The 16,850-nt window shown below is 67.4% G+C and carries 14 protein-coding genes; 7 read left to right on the top strand and 7 right to left on the bottom strand.

All coding sequences use genetic code 11. From position 1 onward, the window contains the following. Positions 1–55: 55 nt before the first annotated feature. Positions 56–1,468: a glutamate decarboxylase gene (gene gad, locus EV379_RS09690; RefSeq protein ID WP_242616472.1), complete on the top strand. Its 1,413-nt coding sequence runs from the start codon at positions 56–58 to the stop codon at positions 1,466–1,468. A 10-nt stretch (positions 1,469–1,478) separates the two neighbouring features. After that, positions 1,479–3,101 (top strand): glutamate/gamma-aminobutyrate antiporter GadC, encoded by a 1,623-nt coding sequence (gene gadC / locus EV379_RS09685; protein ID WP_130505961.1) that lies wholly within the window; start codon positions 1,479–1,481, stop codon positions 3,099–3,101. Positions 3,102–3,110: 9 nt separating this feature from the next. Here gadC and EV379_RS09680 read toward each other — a convergent pair whose 3' ends face one another. Then, on the bottom strand, positions 3,111–3,791 hold the full coding sequence (locus EV379_RS09680) for a TetR/AcrR family transcriptional regulator (protein ID WP_165397341.1): 681 nt from the start codon (positions 3,789–3,791) through the stop codon (positions 3,111–3,113). A gap of 107 nt (positions 3,792–3,898) precedes the next feature. Here EV379_RS09680 and EV379_RS09675 point away from each other — a divergent pair, with 107 nt between their 5' ends. Both EV379_RS09675 and EV379_RS09670 read left to right on the top strand, forming a co-directional pair. After that, entirely contained in the window at positions 3,899–5,533 is a 1,635-nt protein-coding gene (locus EV379_RS09675; RefSeq protein WP_130505959.1) for an amidohydrolase, read from the top strand. A gap of 72 nt (positions 5,534–5,605) precedes the next feature. Beyond that, a complete protein-coding gene (locus EV379_RS09670; RefSeq protein ID WP_130505958.1) occupies positions 5,606–7,063 on the top strand; it encodes a Na+/H+ antiporter NhaC family protein in 1,458 nt (485 codons plus the stop codon). Between the two features lie 88 nt (positions 7,064–7,151). On the opposite strand, the gene EV379_RS09665 is transcribed toward EV379_RS09670, so the two are convergent. Then, the gene (locus EV379_RS09665; RefSeq protein ID WP_130505957.1) at positions 7,152–8,891 is read right to left on the bottom strand and encodes an L-aspartate oxidase; all 1,740 of its coding nucleotides are present in this window, start codon (positions 8,889–8,891) and stop codon (positions 7,152–7,154) included. Positions 8,892–8,967: 76 nt separating this feature from the next. Here EV379_RS09665 and EV379_RS09660 point away from each other — a divergent pair, with 76 nt between their 5' ends. After that, complete coding sequence (locus EV379_RS09660; protein ID WP_130505956.1) at positions 8,968–9,906, top strand: LysR family transcriptional regulator; 939 nt, start codon at positions 8,968–8,970, stop codon at positions 9,904–9,906. On the opposite strand, the gene arr is transcribed toward EV379_RS09660, so the two are convergent. The 3 genes from arr to EV379_RS09645 form a co-directional block, all read right to left on the bottom strand. After that, entirely contained in the window at positions 9,893–10,315 is a 423-nt protein-coding gene (gene arr, locus EV379_RS09655) for an NAD(+)--rifampin ADP-ribosyltransferase (RefSeq protein ID WP_130505955.1), read from the bottom strand. The two genes, EV379_RS09660 and arr, sit on opposite strands and share 14 nt — an antisense overlap. 49 nt (positions 10,316–10,364) lie before the next feature. After that, positions 10,365–10,901: a dihydrofolate reductase family protein gene (locus tag EV379_RS09650; protein ID WP_165397340.1), complete on the bottom strand. Its 537-nt coding sequence runs from the start codon at positions 10,899–10,901 to the stop codon at positions 10,365–10,367. Between the two features lie 132 nt (positions 10,902–11,033). Then, positions 11,034–12,464 carry an MFS transporter gene (locus EV379_RS09645; RefSeq protein ID WP_130505953.1) on the bottom strand — a complete coding sequence of 477 codons (1,431 nt, stop codon included), beginning with the start codon at positions 12,462–12,464 and terminating at the stop codon, positions 11,034–11,036. A gap of 596 nt (positions 12,465–13,060) precedes the next feature. Between EV379_RS09645 and EV379_RS09640 the strand changes: the two genes are divergently transcribed. Both EV379_RS09640 and EV379_RS09635 read left to right on the top strand, forming a co-directional pair. Beyond that, positions 13,061–13,705 (top strand): hypothetical protein, encoded by a 645-nt coding sequence (locus tag EV379_RS09640; protein WP_242616308.1) that lies wholly within the window; start codon positions 13,061–13,063, stop codon positions 13,703–13,705. 62 nt (positions 13,706–13,767) lie between these two features. After that, complete coding sequence (locus EV379_RS09635; protein ID WP_130505951.1) at positions 13,768–14,004, top strand: YHS domain-containing protein; 237 nt, start codon at positions 13,768–13,770, stop codon at positions 14,002–14,004. Between the two features lie 68 nt (positions 14,005–14,072). Here the strand turns inward: EV379_RS09635 and EV379_RS09630 are convergent, their stop codons facing one another. Together EV379_RS09630 and EV379_RS09625 are read right to left on the bottom strand one after the other, a co-directional pair. Beyond that, on the bottom strand, positions 14,073–14,462 hold the full coding sequence (locus EV379_RS09630; RefSeq protein ID WP_130505950.1) for a hypothetical protein: 390 nt from the start codon (positions 14,460–14,462) through the stop codon (positions 14,073–14,075). An 86-nt stretch (positions 14,463–14,548) separates the two neighbouring features. Beyond that, positions 14,549–16,759 (bottom strand): NADP-dependent isocitrate dehydrogenase, encoded by a 2,211-nt coding sequence (locus EV379_RS09625; protein WP_130505949.1) that lies wholly within the window; start codon positions 16,757–16,759, stop codon positions 14,549–14,551. Positions 16,760–16,850: the final 91 nt, after the last annotated feature.

Below are 16,850 nucleotides of genomic sequence, written 5' to 3'. Positions count from 1 at the left end.
CTCCAGTGCTTAATCAGGGGTAGGAGCAGGACCGATGACCGTTTCGCAGCCGAAGATGAAGAAGATCAAGCCCGGCGAATCGCCGAATGCATTCACAGGGACAAGTGACCGGAATCAACTCAATCCGATCTTCGCCAGAGCAGGGGAGGCAACGGACTTCCCGATGGACCGGATGCCGGACCAAGAGTCCCTCGCCGAGACCGCGTATCAGATCGTGCACGACGAGGCGATGCTCGACGGCAACGCCCGGCTGAACCTGGCGACATTCGTGAGCACGTGGATGGACCCGCACGCCGCGAAGCTCTACTCCGAGACCGCCGACAAGAACATGATCGACAAGGACGAGTACCCGCAGACCGCGGCGATCGAGACGCGGTGCTGGGTCATGCTGGCCAGCCTCTGGAACGCCCCGGACGCAAAGAAGGCCATCGGCACATCGACGATCGGTTCCTCCGAGGCCTGCATGCTCGGCGGTCTCGCGCTGAAGCGGCGCTGGCAGCTCGCACGCAAGGCCGCGGGCAAGTCGACGGACAAACCGAACCTCGTGCTCTCCAGTGCAGTGCAGGTGTGCTGGGAGAAGTTCTGCAACTACTGGGATGTCGAGGCGCGCTACGTTCCGATCAGCGACGACCACAAGGTGCTCGACGGCTTCGAGCTGGAGAAGTACGTCGACGAGAACACGATCGGTGTCGTCGCGATCATGGGTGTGACCTACACGGGCATGTATGAGCCGGTCGCGCAGATCGCCGCCGCGCTCGACAAGATCGAGGCCGACACCGGCCTCGACGTCAAGATCCACGTCGACGGCGCCTCCGGCGGCATGATCGCCCCGTTCCTGCAGCCCGATCTGGACTGGGACTTCCGTGTCGAACGCGTCGTCTCGATCAGCACCTCGGCCCACAAGTACGGTCTCGTCTACCCGGGTCTCGGCTGGGTTGTCTGGCGCACGGTCGGCGACCTGCCGAGTGACCTCGTCTTCGACGTCACCTACCTCGGCGGCCACATGCCGACGTTCGCCCTCAACTTCTCCCGCCCGGGCGCGCAGGTGCTCCTGCAGTACTACCTCTTCCTCCGCCTCGGGTGGGACGGCTACTACAAGGTCCAGAAGACCTCGCAGGATGTCGCGGTCTTCCTCTCGAGTGAGATCGCCAAGATGCCGGCATTCGAGCTGTGGAACGACGGGACGGACATCCCGGTGTTCGCCTGGCAACTGAAACCGGGTCACACCGACAAATGGAACCTGTACCACCTCTCCGAGCGGCTGCGCCTCAAGGGCTGGCTCGTGCCCGCCTACCCGATGCCAGACAACCTCTCGAACATCACCGTGCAGCGGGTCGTCGTGCGCAACGGGCTCAGCCGCAACCTCGCGGAGTCGCTGATTGAGGACATCAAGGAGGCCGTCGAGTACCTGGACCGCCTCGAGTCTCCGATGCCCACCGAGGGCCTCAAGGCCTCCTTCACGCACTGAGGAGGGCGCGATGACCTCCATCGATGACAAGGCGGCAGCCTCGGCATCCGCTCCGAAGCGGGCTGACGGAACCCTCGCACCGGCACCGGAACACGTGAAGCCACACCCGTTCGGCGCGGTGCCGCACAAACCGGCGATCGGATCGCCGGGCACGACGGCCAACAAGTTCATGAGTCTCACACAGCTGGCGATCCTCACCGTCGTCGCCGTCGCATCGCTCCGCAGCCTGCCGGCCATGGCCGGCTTCGGCCTCGGCGCGATCACGCTGTTCATCATTCCCGCGATCCTGTTTCTCGTGCCGACGGCACTCGTCGCGGCCGAACTCGCCACCGGATGGAAGGGCGGCGTCTTCACCTGGGTGCGCGAGGCCTTCGGCGAACGGTGGGGATTCCAGGCGATCTGGCTGCAGTGGGTGCAGAACGTCGTCTGGTACCCGACGCAGATCGCCTTCATCGCCGCATCGCTCGCCTTCGTGTTCCTCGACCCGAATCTGGCGAACTCCGGCCTCTACACGGCGGTCATCATCCTCGTGCTGTACTGGTTCTCGACCTTCATCACGCTGAAGGGCGGCAATCTGTTCGCCAAGGTGGGATCCTGGAGCGGCCTCGCTGGCACGATCTTCCCCGGCCTGCTGCTGATCATCTTCGGCATCTTCTGGGTCGCGAGCGGTCAGCCGAGCCAGATCCCGCTCACCGCCGCATCGGTCATCCCGCCGTTCACGGGGCTGGCGTCGATCGTGCTCATCGTGTCCAACGTGCTCGCGTACGCGGGCATGGAGGTCAACGCGGTGCACGCCAACGATCTGAAGAATCCGGGGAAGCAATACCCGAAGACCATCCTCATCGCGTCGATCCTGATTCTCGGCATCTTCATCGTGCCCACGATTGCGATCGGACTCGTCGTCCCGTCCGATCAACTCGGGCTCACCACCGGCATCAATCTCGCGTTCAAGGCGTATTTCGATGCCTTCGGTGTGTCCTGGCTGACGCCCGTCCTGTCGCTGCTCATCGCACTCGGAGCCTTCGCCTCGGTCGTGACCTGGATCGCCGGCCCGTCACGCGGGCTCCTCGCCGCCGCGCGCAGCGGATATCTGCCGGTGTTCCTGCAGCGGAGGAACAAGGCGGGCGTGCAGGTCGGCATCCTCACCGTGCAGGGCATCGTGGTGACGCTGCTCGCGTCGTTGTTCCTCTTCGTGCCGAACATCAACACGGCGTTCATCCTGCTCGTCGACATGGCCGCAGCGCTCTACCTGGTCATGTACATGATGATGTTCGCCGCGGCCATCAGGCTCCGTGCGAAACAGCCCCACGTGGTGCGCTCCTACCGGGTCCCGGCGATGAGCCTGATCGCTGGCATCGGGTTCCTCGCCTGCCTCGCCGCGTTCGGCCTGGGATTCATCCCGCCCGACGGCTTCGGCGGAGGTGCACCGGGCTGGGTGTACCCGGTGCTGGTCGGGGGCGTGGTGATCGTGCTCGGCGTGCCGCCGCTCATCTTCTATGCGTTGCGCCGGCCAGCATGGGACCAGCGCACGGCGGAGGAGAAGGCGACGTTCGACGACGTGCTGGTGAACCCGCAGACGGACGCCGGAACGCCGGCCGTCCCACCCGGAGCACCGCCGACCGCCGTGTCCTGACGGTCGGCCCTACGCCAGTCCGGCCGTTGAACGAAGGCCGGTCAGCAACGCGCCGATTCCGAGCGAGAAGGCCTGGTCGCTCGTGCGGATGCCGCGCTCCGCGGCATTGCGGGTGCGGAGACCTTCCGCCCGCGCGAAGTGCGGCGCACCGGCTGCGCTGGCCCCGGGGGACATGATGTCCTCGGGGGCCAGCGCGTCGAGGGCCGAGCCCAGGATGTATGACTCCATGACCACGATGGCGTCGACGATCATCGCCTCCGGCCACCCGTCCCCGAGGAAGGCGACGGTCATCGCCTCGTAGTTCGCCACTGACCGCTCCTGGCCGTCGATCGCCGTCGTCGCGAGCAGTGCGATGCCGGCCGGGTAGGAGAGGAATGCCTCTCGGTAGGAGTGCGCCCATCGGAGCACGGCGTCGCTGAATGCACCGGGGGAACGCTCGGCCGGCCCGGCGGTGAATCCGCTGACGTCGATCATGTCTGCGATTCGTCCGCGCATCGCACGCACGACCTCGTCCTTGCCGGCGAAGTAGTGGTACAGGGCAGGCGGCTGCACGGAGAGCGCCCTCGCGAGGCCGGCCATCGTGAAGCCGCTTGGACCGGCGGTTCGCACCAGGTCGAAGGCTGCGTCGATGATCTGCTCCGCGCTCAGTACGCTGATGCGCGGTCGTCCGGCGCTGCGGGGGGAACTCACCATGTTCGCCTCTCGGGATTGTGCACGATTCGTCTCGGGTGTAGCTTAGGCCCAGCTTATTTAATGGCATTAAATAAATGCCGTTCCATCCCGAAAGGTCACCGCGTATGGATCGCGTATTCGCCGACACCATTCTCTTCAATGCGCGCGTCATCACGCTCAACCCACGCCAGCCGTTCGCCGAAGCCATCGCCGTCCGTGGCGGCCGGATCATCGCTGTCGGAGACGCGTCCTCACTGACGGAGTACCGCGGTGCATCGACGCGCATCCTCGATGCCCGGGGCGGAACCGCGACCCCCGGCATCATCGACGCCCACATGCACCCGATTCAGGGCACAGAACTCGCCGTCGGCGTGGATGCCGGGGGAGTGACGGCTCCGGAGGCGTTCCTCGCGCTCCTGCGCGCCGAGGCCGCGCGGGTCCGCTCCGAGGAGTCCAGCGACTGGGTGCGGGTCTGGAACATCGACTACGACGTGTTCACCACGCTGCCGATGACGGCGGCGGCCATCGATGACGCCGTCGGCGGGCTCCCCGCCTTCCTGATGTTCTTCGACGGTCACACCGCCCTCGCCAGCACCGCCGCCCTCGCCCGTGCCGGCATCACCGGCGCGCGCCGCTTCACCGACACCTCCGAGATCATCGTCGACGGCTCCGGCCGCCCGACGGGCGAGCTCCGCGAGGACTCCGCCTTCGACATCGTGCTGAAGACTGCGCCCCAGCTCACCACCGCCCAGACGGTCGCCGAGGTGCAGCGCATTCTCGGCGGCCTCGCGGCCACCGGCATCACCGGCGGTTGCATCATGGACGGCAAGCTCGCCTCACTCGACCTCCTCGACGAGATCGACGCCACGCGGGACGGGCTTCCGGTGCGCATCGTGTCGGCCCTCGCCCACAACCCCGGCTTCGACGAGGAGATCACGCAGTCCTACCTCGCCCAGCTGGGACGGCACGGCAGACGGTGGCGCGGCGATCTCATCAAGCTCTTCAACGACGGCGTCATCGACACCGGAACCGGCTGGCTGTACGAGCCCGATCTGCAGGGCGACGGCCTGGTCTCGTTCTGGCAGGATGCCGACGAGTTCGAACGGGTCGTGCAGCGCTACAGCGCCGCCGGCTTCCAGATCGCCACCCATGCGATCGGCGACCGGGCGGTCGGCACCACCATCGACGCGTACGTCAAGGCGGGCGTGCACTCGCGGCGCGGTGCCCCGCACCGCATCGAGCATCTGGAGCTCGTCACGGACCGCGACGTCGCCAGGCTGGGCGAGGCGGGCATCACGGCATCCGTGCAGCCCGTGCACCTGCAGTGGCGCAAGGCCGACGCCAGCGACTTCTGGGCGGCCCGACTCGGGCCGGAACGCGCGTCACGCGGCTGGCGGGTGCGCGACATGATCGACGCCGCCGCCCCGATCGCGCTCGGCTCCGACTGGCCGGTCGCGCAACTCGACTCCCGCATCGGCATGGCCTGGGCGCGTCTGCGGCGCGAACCGGGCAACCCCGATGCCCCCGTCTTCGATCCCGGCCAGGTTCTCACCCCCCTCGAGGCCCTGCTCGGATACACGCGCTGGGCCGCCGAGGCCCAGGGCGACCGCGATCTCGGGGTCATCGCCCCCGGTTTCCGCGCCGACTTCGTCGTCTGGGAGGACAACCCTCTCGACGTCGGGGCCGACGAACTGCTCCACCTGCCCATCCGCACGACGGTCATGGACGGAAATCCCGTGTACGAGGCTGCGAACTCCTGACCCCGGAGCGCCGCGCACGCGAACCTTCCGCGCCCGTCGGGCCGGGATTCCCCTTCATCCCCTGAGGACAACATGCAAGACGTAGGCGCTTGGGCGCTCCTTCCCGTCGTCACAATCCTGGTCGTCGCCGTCGCGACGCGCCGCACCCTGTTCGCCATGCTCTGCGGAACCATCGTCGGTGCCGTGCTGCTGGGCGGCTGGGCCTTCTTCGATTCGTGGGTCGAATACCTTGGCACGGCGATGGCCGATGCGACGCTGCAGTGGCTCGTGCTGGTCGTCGTGCTCTTCGGCATCCTGATCACGCTGTTCGAGCGCTCTGGCGCGGTCAGTGAGTTCGCGGCCTGGACCGAGCGATTCGTGAACTCCCGGCGCAAGTCGCTGGTGCTCTCCTTCGTGCTCTCGGTCGTGCTGTTCGTCGACGACTACCTGAACGTGCTCACCGTCGGCACCTCGATGAAGGGCGTGACCGACCGCTACCGGGTTCCGCGCAGCCAGCTCGGCACGATCATGAAGCTCACCGCGGCCCCGATCGCCGTCATCGTGCCGTTCTCGACCTGGGCGCTGTTCTTCTCCGGCCTCCTCGAGGCGCAGGGTGTGACCGTCGACGGTTCGGGCTTCGGTGCCTACCTGCAGGCCATCCCGTACATCTTCTTCGGCTGGATCGCGCTCGCCATCGCGATCCTGCTCTCCCTCGGTGTCTTCCCGAAGCTCGGCTCGCTGAAGAAGGACATCCGGCGCGCCGACGAGACCGGCGACGTGTTCCCGCTCGGCACGACGGATGAGGAGCGTGAGGCCGAGGGCGGCCTGCCGGCGCAGATCGAGGTTGCCGAGATCGGCATCCAGGGTGATGGTGGCACGCTCGCCGTGGCCTCCCCGGTGGCCGTGGCGACGCGCGCGCCGAGCATCGCCAAGCCGCGTCCGTACAACTTCCTCGTGCCGATCCTCGTCATGATCGCGGTCACGATTCTCACCGAGGTCGATGTGCTCAAGGGCACCGTGGCCGCGCTGATCGTCGCGATCATCCTGTACGTCGCGCAGCGACGGATGCGCGTCCGCGATGTCTTCGACGCCGCATTCGCCGGGGTGGGGAGCATGATGTTCGTCATCGTGCTCACCGCGCTCGCCTTCATGGTGCAGCACATGAACATCGACCTCACGCTGGCCGATTTCGTGATCGCCTCGACGCAGCCCTACATGAGCGGTGCGCTGCTCCCCGCCGTCGTGTTCCTCGTCTGCGGCATCTACGCCTACGCGACGGGCTCGTTCTGGGATCTGGCCGCCGTGATCACACCGATCGTCATCCCGCTCGCCTTCGCGATGGACGTCGACCCGATCATCGCCGCTGCCGCGGTGTTCTCCGGGGCGGCGCTCGGCTCCACGACCTGCCTCTACGGTGACGGCATCATCCTGGCGTCGCGCTCAACGGGCATCAAGCCGCTCACGTTGATGAGCGCGATTCTGCCGTACGCGGGCATCGCAGCCGGCCTGTCGTTCGTGCTGTACCTGATCGTCGGCTTCGTGACGCAGTAACCACCGGCGAGCGCGCCGCCCTGAGCCGGGCGGCGCGCTCGTGGTTGGCCGTGCCGGGACCGCGCCGACCGGGGTGCCGCCGGCGCGACTACTCGACGAGCTTGCCGAGCGAGGACACCTCGGTGATCAGCTCGGCGATCTCCTCCGGGATCTCGGGGATCTGTTCGCGAACAATGCCGGCGCTCGGTGACCAGACGAGGTTCACCTGGAGCGCCGGATCGAGCTCGGGGAAGTCGCTGCGGTTGTGGCATCCGCGCGTCTCGCGGCGTTCGACGGCCGTCTCCAGCGTTGCGCGGGCGGCCAGGGCCGAGGCCTTGAGATCGAAGGCATGGGCGAGGTCGTGGTAGCCGGCGATGTCGGGGTGGATGCCGACGTGGAGCATCCGCTCCTCGATCGCGTCGAGCTTCGCCAGGCCGGCCATCAGCCCGTCTTCGTCGCGCACGACTCCGGCATGCTCGGTCATCATGTTGCGGATGGCGCGCTGCAGCGCGCGCACATTCTCGTGACCGTCGGCGGCGAGGAGCTCGTCGATCTCCGCCCGCGCGTGCTCCAGCGCTTCCGCCGAACGCGGCTGCGCATCGAGCGATGCCGAGTACGCGGCCGCCGCGTGGGCAACGATGCGGCCGAACACCATCAGCTCGATCAGCGAGTTGCCGCCGAGGCGATTGGCGCCGTGCAGTCCGCTGGATGCCTCGCCGATGGCGTAGAGGCCATCGACATCCGTGCTGTGATCGTCTGGACGCACCCAGACGCCGCCCATCGAGTAGTGCGCGGTCGGCGCGATCTCGATCGGCTCGGTGGTGATGTCGAGCATCTGCGCCTCCATCATGGTCTGGTAGACGCGCGGCAGCCGATCCATGATGACCTCGCGCGGCAGGTGCGAGACGTCGAGCCAGATGCCGCCGTTCGGGGTGCCGCGACCTTCCTTGATCTCGGTGTACGCGGCGAGCGCCACCCGGTCGCGCGTGGAGAGCTCCTTGCGCACCGGGTCGTAGCGCTCCATGAAGCGCTCACCGAGGTTGTTGCGCAGCACCCCGCCCTCGCCGCGCGCGGCCTCGGAGATGAGGGTGCCGGCGGCGTTCTCCGGCTCGATGATGCCGGACGGGTGGAACTGCACGAGCTCGGGGTCGCGCAGGCGGGCACCGGCGTCCACGGCCAGGCGGAAGGAGTCTCCCGTGTTCTCGTCGCGACGGGACGAGGTGCGCCGCCAGATGCGGTTGTGGCCGCCGGCCGCCAGCACAACGGCATCCGCATGAATCAGGTACCGGGTTCCGCTGTTGAGGTCGAAGCCGTACGCGCCGAAGACCTGGTTGTCCTTCACCAGCAGGCGGGTGATGTAAACCTCGTCGAGGATCGGCACGTTCAGCTGCCTGGCACGCCCGACCAGGCTCCGCTGGATCTCCAGACCGGTGTAGTCGCCGGCGAATGCGGTGCGGCGAAAGGTGTGTGCGCCGAAGAAGCGCTGTGAGATGCGCCCGTCCGCCTCGCGGGCGAAGTCCATTCCGTAGCGTTCGAGATCGTGGATGCCCTGGGCCGCACCGCGGGCGACGATCTCCACGGTGTGGGGATTGGCCAGGAAGTAACTCTCCTTGATCGTGTCGGCCGCGTGCTGCTGCCAACTGTCGCGCTCGTCCATGGTTCCCAGCGCCGCGTTGATGCCGCCCGCGGCGAGGGAGGTGTGTGCGTCGTTGCGCGGTCTCTTTCCCACCGCGAGCACATCGACGCCCATCTCGGAGAGTTCGATGGCTGCCCGCAACCCTGAGCCACCGGTGCCGATGACGAGGACGGTCGTGGAAATCTGCTTCTCAAGTGCTCGCGAAGTGCTCATTCCTCCACGCTAGGAACAGCTCCACGATTAGTCCAATGCATCATCCGAGTGATGTCGATGCGCCTACGCTATAGATATGAATCTGGAACAGCTCCGCAGTTTCGTCGAGGTCGCCCGAAGCGGCCACTTCACGCGCGCAGCCGCGCAGTTGCATTTGGCGCAGCCGTCCCTCAGCCGGCAGATCTCGGCTCTCGAATCCGATCTCGGCGCCACGCTGTTCCACCGCGCGCGGGGCAACATCACCCTCACCGCTGCCGGAGAGTCACTGCTGCCGCTCGCCATGCGCATGCTCGCGGACGCCGAGACCGTGCGGTTCGAGATGCAGGAGCTGGCGGGCCTGCGCACGGGGAGAGTCCGTCTCGGCGCGACGCCGACGCTCTGCATCAGCCTGGTTGCAGAGGTCCTGACGGCGTTCCACGCCGCTCACCCCGGAATCGAGTTGCACCTCACCGAGAGCGGTTCGCGTGGGCTGTTGGACGAGTTGGCTGGCGGAACGCTCGACCTCGCGTTGATCACGACCGCTGAGGACGGAGCGGCGCCGACGGCCAGCCTCAGGAGAGTCCCGCTGCTCAGCGAGGAGCTCGTTGTCGTCGCCTCAGCCTCGAGCGATCTCCTCGACGGTGTCGAGTCGCTCTCGCTCGCCCAGCTGGCCGAGCTGCCCCAGCTCACCTTCCATGAGAGCTACGAGCTGCGGGCAACGACCATGCAGGCGTTCCAGGCCGCCGGGCTCGTCCCACACATCGTGCTCGAGGGTGCCGAGATGGATGCGGTGCTGCGCTGCGTCGAGCGCGGGCTGGGGGTCGCCGTCGTGCCGGCCATGGTGATGGTGGACCGCCCGGGGCTCCGCTCGGTCCGGCTCACCGCGCCGCGGCTCGCCCGCTCCATCAGTCTCGCCCATCGCAACGACGTCGCACTGACGCGCGCCGCCCACGCCATGCAGAGCCTGATCATCGAGACGGCAGACATCCTGTCATCCGTGAATGTCGGAACGGACAGCCTCATCAGTCGTCGATGACGTCGAGCCCCTGCCGTGCGAGCTCGTCCAGAGAGTGCCGCATGGCCTGGATCTGTTCGGCCGAGTGACCCTCCCACTCAAGCAGCTCGCCAACGACCCGTACGGGATGCCCGGTCCGATATGACATGGTCGGGTTTCCGGAGAACCGCTTGTCGGTGACGTTGGGATCGTCTTCGATCGGACCGGTCGGCTCGACCAGGTAGATGTGGCCGCGCCCATCGCCTGCGGCGAGTTCGGCGCCCCACGCCGCCGCATCGAGCGTCTTCGTCACATAGATGTGGTTGGCGGTGCGGCCCTCCCCGTAGTTCGATCGCCGGCCGGGCTCCAGCATGTCGCCGCTGTGCAGCACCGCCTTGGTGCCGTGGAGGAGGGCACCGGATTCGTGGGCCTCGAACGGGATGGGCCTCATCCATGCCCCCTGCCCGCGCCATCGTGCGGCCGGATGCCGTCGCCGCCGATCATCGGATCGGCGCGTATCTGGCCGCGATCACGCCCGACTCATATCTCTGCACGCCGAGGAGGTGGAGGCCGACGAGATGCGGTGTGCGCAGCCGGATCTCGGCGTCGCCGACCATGAACGGGTGGATGCCGACGTGGATCGCATCGACCAGGCCGGCGTCCATGAGCGCGGCGGCCAGCTCACCGTAGCCGTGCGAGATGATCGAGTCGTGGCGGTCGCGGAGCCCCCGCACAGCCTCCGCAACGTCTCCCTCGATCAGCGTCGCATTCCAATCGAGCGGACCGGACAGCGTGCGGGATGCGACGTACTTGGGGAGGGCGTTGTAGTGTGCGGCGAACCCCCGGTCGTCGCTCTGCGCCGGCCAGTACTCGCGGAAGAACTCGTAACTCTCCCGGCCGAGGAGCACGGCGTCCGCGCCGAACACGAGTTCATCGGAGGCGCGCTGCACGCCCGGATCGTCCGGGTCGAACCACTGCTCCATGTGGTCGAACACCCCGTCGAGCGTCATTTCGAACGAGATCGTGACTGTGCCCATGCGGCCAGTATGCGCCGCCGTGCTCCGGATGTCACTCGGCCGGCGCCGCTGAGCCCGACGGCGGCGCATGAGCGGTGGCGGTCGATGAGCCGGCGGCCGTGCGGCTCGCCGATTCATCGACCGTGCAGCCGGCTACGCCGAGATCGACTCCTGCGGTGTGGTTGCCGGCACCGGTGGTTTCGTCATTGCGACGGCCGTGATCAGCGCACCGGCCAGGGCGAGGATTGCCGCGCCGACGAACGCCGCGGAGTACCCGGCGGTCAGCTCGACGGGCGACGCATCGGCGCCGGAGATGCCGTAGACGATTGCCGTGAGCAGCGCGAGGCCGAGAGCGGATCCGATCTGGTAGCTGGTGCTCACGAGCCCAGAGGCGACTCCGGTCTCGGCGGGCGGCGCCGCGTTGATGGCGGTGCCGAGAGAGGGGACGAAGGCGAGCGACATCCCGAGCGCAGCCAGGAGCGATGCGGGCAGCACGTCGACCAGGTAGCTGCCGTCGGGGCGAATGAGAGACAGCCAGCCGAGCCCGGCCGACAGCACGAGCAGGCCGGAGACGATCAGCGACTTCGCGCCGAATCTCGCCTGCAGCCGCGGCGCCAGTGCGATCATGACGAGAACCACGAGACCGGTCATCGGGAGGAGCGCGGCGCCGGCGGCAAAGGCGCTCGCGCCGAGCACCTGCTGCAGGTAGAGGTTCAGGAAGAACCACATCGACACCCAGGCACCGCCGAGCAGGAGCTGCGCGCCGTTGGCGGCTCCGAGCTGCGGTTCCCGCAGCATGCCGAGGCGCAGCAGGGGGTTGCGGCTCCGTGCCTGGATGAGGAAGAAGAGCCCAAGCAGAACGATTCCGGCGGCCAGCACGCTGAGCGTCTGCATCGTGAGCCATCCGACCTCTGGAGCGTTGACGACCCCGTAGACGATGGCGGCGAGCCCGACGGTCACCGTGACGGCACCGCCGATGTCGATCGAGCCGGACGCGTTGCGGACGGTCCGGGGGAGCGCTGTCGCCGTGAAGGCGAGCACGATCACGGCGATCGGAATGGTCACGTAGAACACCCACGGCCAACTCGCGTACTCGGTCAGCACACCGCCCAGGAACACCCCGGCCGTTCCGCCGATGGGGGCGGCCGCGCCGTAGACGGCGAAGGCCTTGGGGAGGTCGGATGTGCCTCCGAACATCAACATCAGCAGGGTCAGCGCCGCCGGAGCGATCAGCGCGGAACCTGCGCCTTGAACCGCGCGCCCGGTGAGCTCGAGGCCGACGCTGTCCGCGGCTCCGGCCAACAGTGATCCGGCGATCAGGATGATCCAGCCCAGCGCGAAGATCTTGCGGGCGCCGAACGCGTCCGACAACCGCCCACCCAGCAGGAGCAGACCGCCGAAGGCGACAACGTAAGCGTTGAACACCCACGAGAGCGACTCAGGCGTGAAGCCGAGATCGCGCTGGATGTCGGGGAGGGCAACGCCGATGATCGAGGTGTCCATGATGACGACGAACTGTGCCGTAGCGATCAGCGCTAGGCCGAGCCACCGCTTCGCGGGCGAGAGTGGCGGATGGATAGACATGTGATTTCCTCCTGAGAACGCAGCCGGAGATACCCGGGCGGGGCTCAGCGTATACCCCTGGGGGGTATTGCTGTCAAACGTGACATCCGCCGCTCGGCCGGCGAGGGCCACGCGACTTTCGGCAAACTTGCGGTATACCCCAGTGGGGTATACCGTGAAATCGCTTGGATACCCACAGGGGGTATTCATCGGTGGAAGGTGTTGGCGATGAACGCGGACGAGAATCTGTTGACTGGGACGACCTGCGAGCCATGCGCGGGAGCGCCGCGCCCTGCGGCGTGGGCGGCATGAACACCGGCGCACGGCTTGCCCTCTATGGGCTCGGGCTCGTGGTCGTCTTCGGCGGCGCGTTCGGCATCGCTGGGGCAATCGTGCCCGACGGCGCAGTAGCGGGGTGGGAGAAAGGAACAGAGATGAACGGTCATGATGAGGGCCACAGCTCCGCTGGCACCGCTCCGGCGACCGCGGCGGCGAGCGCAGTGAGGGGCCTCGCCTCGGAGAGTGGCGGGTATCTGCTGTCGCCGGTATCGGCGCCACGCTCCGTTGGTGAGTCCGGGATACTGAGCTTCCAGATCTACGATTCGCATGGAGCTCCCGTGACCGAGTACACGAACTCACACGAGCGTGACCTGCACCTCATTGTCGTGCGGGCGGATGGAAGCCAGTTCCGTCACGTCCACCCGGTGCTCGAGAGCTCCACCGGAACCTGGTCCATCCCATGGGAATGGGCGGATGCCGGGAGCTACCGCGTCTTCACAGACTTCACGCCGGCTGGCGCCGATGCATCCGCGCTCACGCTCACGAGTACTGTGCACGTGTCGGGGCCGTTCACCGCCATGACGCCGCAGCCGACGCGGACCCACCTCGTCGACGGCTTCACGGTCTCCGTCGCCGGCGAGCTGATGGCGGGCTCGTCGAGCGAGCTCACGATCTCCGTCGCCCGGGACGGAGAACCGGTCCGTCAGCTGGAGCCCTACCTGGGGGCCTTCGGGCACCTGGTCGCGTTGCGCGAGGGTGACCTCGCCTTCTTGCACGTGCACGCCGATGGCGATGACCCAGCGGTCGATGAGACGGCCGGTCCGACGATCGTGTTCGCCGCGGATGCGCCAACGGCAGGCCGATACCTCCTGTACCTGGACTTCAAAGTCGACGGGGCAGTTCACACCGCCGAGTTCGTGCTCGACGCGGCCAGCAGCGCGGTGCCGGCGGATGCCGGGAATGCACCACGCTCCGGGCACTGAGCGTCAGTTCGCACCACCCATGAGAACCAACCCACGAGAACCAACGAAAGGAATCACCTGACATGACCAACGACTGTGAGGCACCCGTCAACTCATGCAGCTCCGGCGCACACAGCGCCGGCACGAGCGCCGATATGACCACCTGCCCGGTCATGGCCGGCAGCCCGGTCAACAAGACGGCCGCTGAAGCGGTCGGTCTCTATCGTGACTATGAGGGCGAGCGGTACCACTTCTGCTGTGCGGGATGTGGGCCGGCCTTTGACGCGGACCCCGCCAGGTACGCAGCCAGTACGGCCTGACCGCCGCGTTGTGGGTCCGCGGCGCTCGCCAGCGACGTGGACCCCGCCGACGGCACGGTCGCCCGATCTCAGGCGTCGAAGAACTCCAGCGGAAGCACGCCGGCATCCGCCGCCCTCATCACTCGCAGCGACGTCGGAGCGGGAAACGGCAGCGAGAAGCAACGCTGCGGCGCGCCGATGTCGCCGAAGTCGTCCTTCTTCACGGTGATACCGGCCGAGCTCACCTCGGCGATGCGGACCCGGAGCTCGGTGCCGCTCTCCAGGGTGAGCAGGTAGATGTCCGCGAGGTAGCCGATGCCGAGCTCTTCGAGAGCGTCCTCGGCGCTGAGCCAGTCGACCGGGACTCCGCGCTCGCGGCCGAGCAGGTCGACGACGACGAAATCGTCACCACGTGGGATGATCCATCCCACAAGCTCGCCATCGCCGCGTCGGTGTTCGATCCAGTCGTTCCCCACCATGGGCACAGGGTAGCAGCAGGCTCGGGAGCATGGGAAAGCAGAGGGTCCCGCACGGCAGTGCCGTCCGGGACCCTCTGCGTGTCGCGTTACAGCGAGGCGAGCGCCTCGGCGAACGTGGCCGACGGGCGCATGACAGCGTCGGTCTTGGCCGTGTCGACCTTGAAGTAGCCGCCGATGTCGACGGGCGAACCCTGCACGGCGATCAGCTCGTCGACGATGGTCTGCTCGTTCGCACGCAGCGTCGCGGCCAGCGGCGCGAATGCGGCGGCGAGCGCGGCGTCATCCGTCTGCTTCGCGAGCTCCTCGGCCCAGAACAGGGTGAGGAAGAAGTGCGAGCCGCGGTTGTCGATCGTGCCGAGGGCGCGACCCGGCGACTTGTTCTCGAGCAGGAAGGTTCCGGTGGCGCGGTCGAGGGTCGCACCGAGCACGCGGGCCTGGGCGTTGTCGTTGGCGTCGGCGAAGTGCTCGAAGCTGGCGGCCAGCGCGAGGAACTCGCCGAGGCTGTCCCAGCGGAGGTAGTTCTCTTCAACGAGCTGCTGCACGTGCTTCGGGGCCGAGCCGCCCGCACCGGTCTCGAACAGGCCGCCACCGTTCAGGAGCGGCACGATCGAGAGCATCTTGGCGCTGGTGCCGAGCTCCAGAATCGGGAACAGGTCGGTGTTGTAGTCGCGCAACACGTTGCCGGTGACCGAGATCGTGTCCTCGCCGCGGCGGATGCGCTCGACCGAGAACGTGGTGGCCTCGGCGGGGGCGAGCACGCGGATGTCGAGGCCGGTGGTGTCGTACTCGGGCAGGTAGGTGTTGACCTTGGCGATGAGGTTGGCGTCGTGGGCGCGGTTCTCGTCGAGCCAGAACACGGCGGGGGTCGCCGAGGCGCGGGCGCGGTTGACAGCGAGCTTCACCCAGTCGCGAATGGCGACATCCTTGGTCTGGCAGGCGCGCCAGATGTCACCGGCCGCCACCTCGTGCTGCATGAGCGCCTCGCCGGCCTGGTTCACGACGCGCACGGTGCCGGCCTCGGCGATCTCGAACGTCTTGTCGTGCGAGCCGTACTCCTCGGCCTTCTGAGCCATCAGGCCCACGTTAGGCACGGTGCCCATCGTGGTGGGGTCGTAGGCACCGTTGGCGCGGCAGTCGTCGATCACGGCCTGGTAGATGCCGGCGTAGCTCGAGTCGGGGATGACGGCGATGGTGTCGTGCTCGGCGCCGTCTGCGCCCCACATGTGGCCGGAGCTGCGGATCATGGCCGGCATCGAGGCGTCGACGATCACGTCGCTCGGCACGTGCAGGTTCGTGATGCCCTTGTCGGAGTTGACCATCGCCAGGCGCGGGCCGTCCTTCAGGCCCTGCTCGAAGGCGGCGCGGATCGCGGCGCCGTTCTCGAGAGCGTCGAGGCCGTCGAGGATGCCGCCGAGGCCGTTGTTCGGGCTGAGACCGGCGGCCTGGAGCTCGGCGCCGTACTGCTCGAACACGGCGGGGAAGAAGGCGCGCACGACGTGGCCGAAGATGATCGGGTCGGAGACCTTCATCATGGTGGCCTTCAGGTGCACGGAGAACAGCACGTCTTCGGCCTTGGCGCGCTCGATCGCCGCGGCGAGGAACTCGTGCAGCTGGGCGACGTTGAGGAACGTGGCGTCGACGACCTCACCGGGCAGAACCTTGACGCCGGGGTGCAGCGTGGTCACCTCGCCGGCGGCGTTCACGTGCTCGATGCGCAGCACGTCGTCGGCGCCGATCACGACCGACTTCTCGTTCGAGAAGAAGTCATCGTGTCCCATGGTGGCGACGTTGGTCTTCGAGTCTGCCGTCCACGCACCCATGCGGTGCGGGTTCTTGCGCACGTACTCCTTGACGGAGAGCGGCGCACGGCGATCCGAGTTGCCCTCACGGAGGACCGGGTTCACCGCGGAGCCCTTGATCTTGTCGTAACGGGCGCGGGTGTCCTTCTCGGCGTCGCTCGTCGGGGCGTCGGGGTGGTCGGGGATGTCGTATCCCTTGGCCTGCAGCTCCGCGATGGCGGCCTTCAGCTGCGGCACCGAGGCGGAGATGTTCGGAAGCTTGATGATGTTGGCCTCTGGCGTGGTCGCGAGGGCCCCCAGCTCGGCGAGAGCGTCGCCGACGCGCTGCTCGTCGCTCAGCTTCTCGGGGAACGCGGCAAGGATGCGGCCGGCGAGGGAGATGTCGCGCGTCTCGAGCTGGACGCCAGCGGTGCCGGCGAACGCACTGATGACGGGGAAGAACGAGTGGGTCGCCAGCATGGGCGCCTCGTCGGTGTATGTGTAGATGATTGTGGTCATCGTGGGCAGCTCCTTGGCGTTGCGTATGGCGAACCTATCTCGATATCAAGATATCAGGGAAAGGCTGGGAGCCGTTGCGGATGCCGCTGCG

Origin of the sequence: Microterricola gilva, from assembly GCF_004217495.1 — a bacterium.
GTDB lineage: Bacteria > Actinomycetota > Actinomycetes > Actinomycetales > Microbacteriaceae > Microterricola > Microterricola gilva.
Note: the sequence above shows the minus strand (reverse complement) of the source record. Positions and strands in the feature narration are given on the sequence as shown.

Excerpts from the sequence above, each read along its gene's own strand:
- EV379_RS09625 (WP_130505949.1), bottom strand. The coding sequence starts at position 16,759 with ATGACCACAATCATCTACACATACACCGACGAGGCGCCCATGCTGGCG.
- EV379_RS09660 (WP_130505956.1), top strand. The coding sequence starts at position 8,968 with ATGAATCTGGAACAGCTCCGCAGTTTCGTCGAGGTCGCCCGAAGCGGC.
- EV379_RS09665 (WP_130505957.1), bottom strand. The coding sequence starts at position 8,891 with ATGAGCACTTCGCGAGCACTTGAGAAGCAGATTTCCACGACCGTCCTC.
- EV379_RS09675 (WP_130505959.1), top strand. The coding sequence starts at position 3,899 with ATGGATCGCGTATTCGCCGACACCATTCTCTTCAATGCGCGCGTCATC.
- EV379_RS09645 (WP_130505953.1), bottom strand. The coding sequence starts at position 12,464 with ATGTCTATCCATCCGCCACTCTCGCCCGCGAAGCGGTGGCTCGGCCTA.
- EV379_RS09630 (WP_130505950.1), bottom strand. The coding sequence starts at position 14,462 with ATGGTGGGGAACGACTGGATCGAACACCGACGCGGCGATGGCGAGCTT.
- EV379_RS09650 (WP_165397340.1), bottom strand. The coding sequence starts at position 10,901 with ATGGGCACAGTCACGATCTCGTTCGAAATGACGCTCGACGGGGTGTTC.
- EV379_RS09670 (WP_130505958.1), top strand. The coding sequence starts at position 5,606 with ATGCAAGACGTAGGCGCTTGGGCGCTCCTTCCCGTCGTCACAATCCTG.
- gadC (WP_130505961.1), top strand. The coding sequence starts at position 1,479 with ATGACCTCCATCGATGACAAGGCGGCAGCCTCGGCATCCGCTCCGAAG.
- arr (WP_130505955.1), bottom strand. The coding sequence starts at position 10,315 with ATGAGGCCCATCCCGTTCGAGGCCCACGAATCCGGTGCCCTCCTCCAC.
- gad (WP_242616472.1), top strand. The coding sequence starts at position 56 with ATGAAGAAGATCAAGCCCGGCGAATCGCCGAATGCATTCACAGGGACA.
- EV379_RS09635 (WP_130505951.1), top strand. The coding sequence starts at position 13,768 with ATGACCAACGACTGTGAGGCACCCGTCAACTCATGCAGCTCCGGCGCA.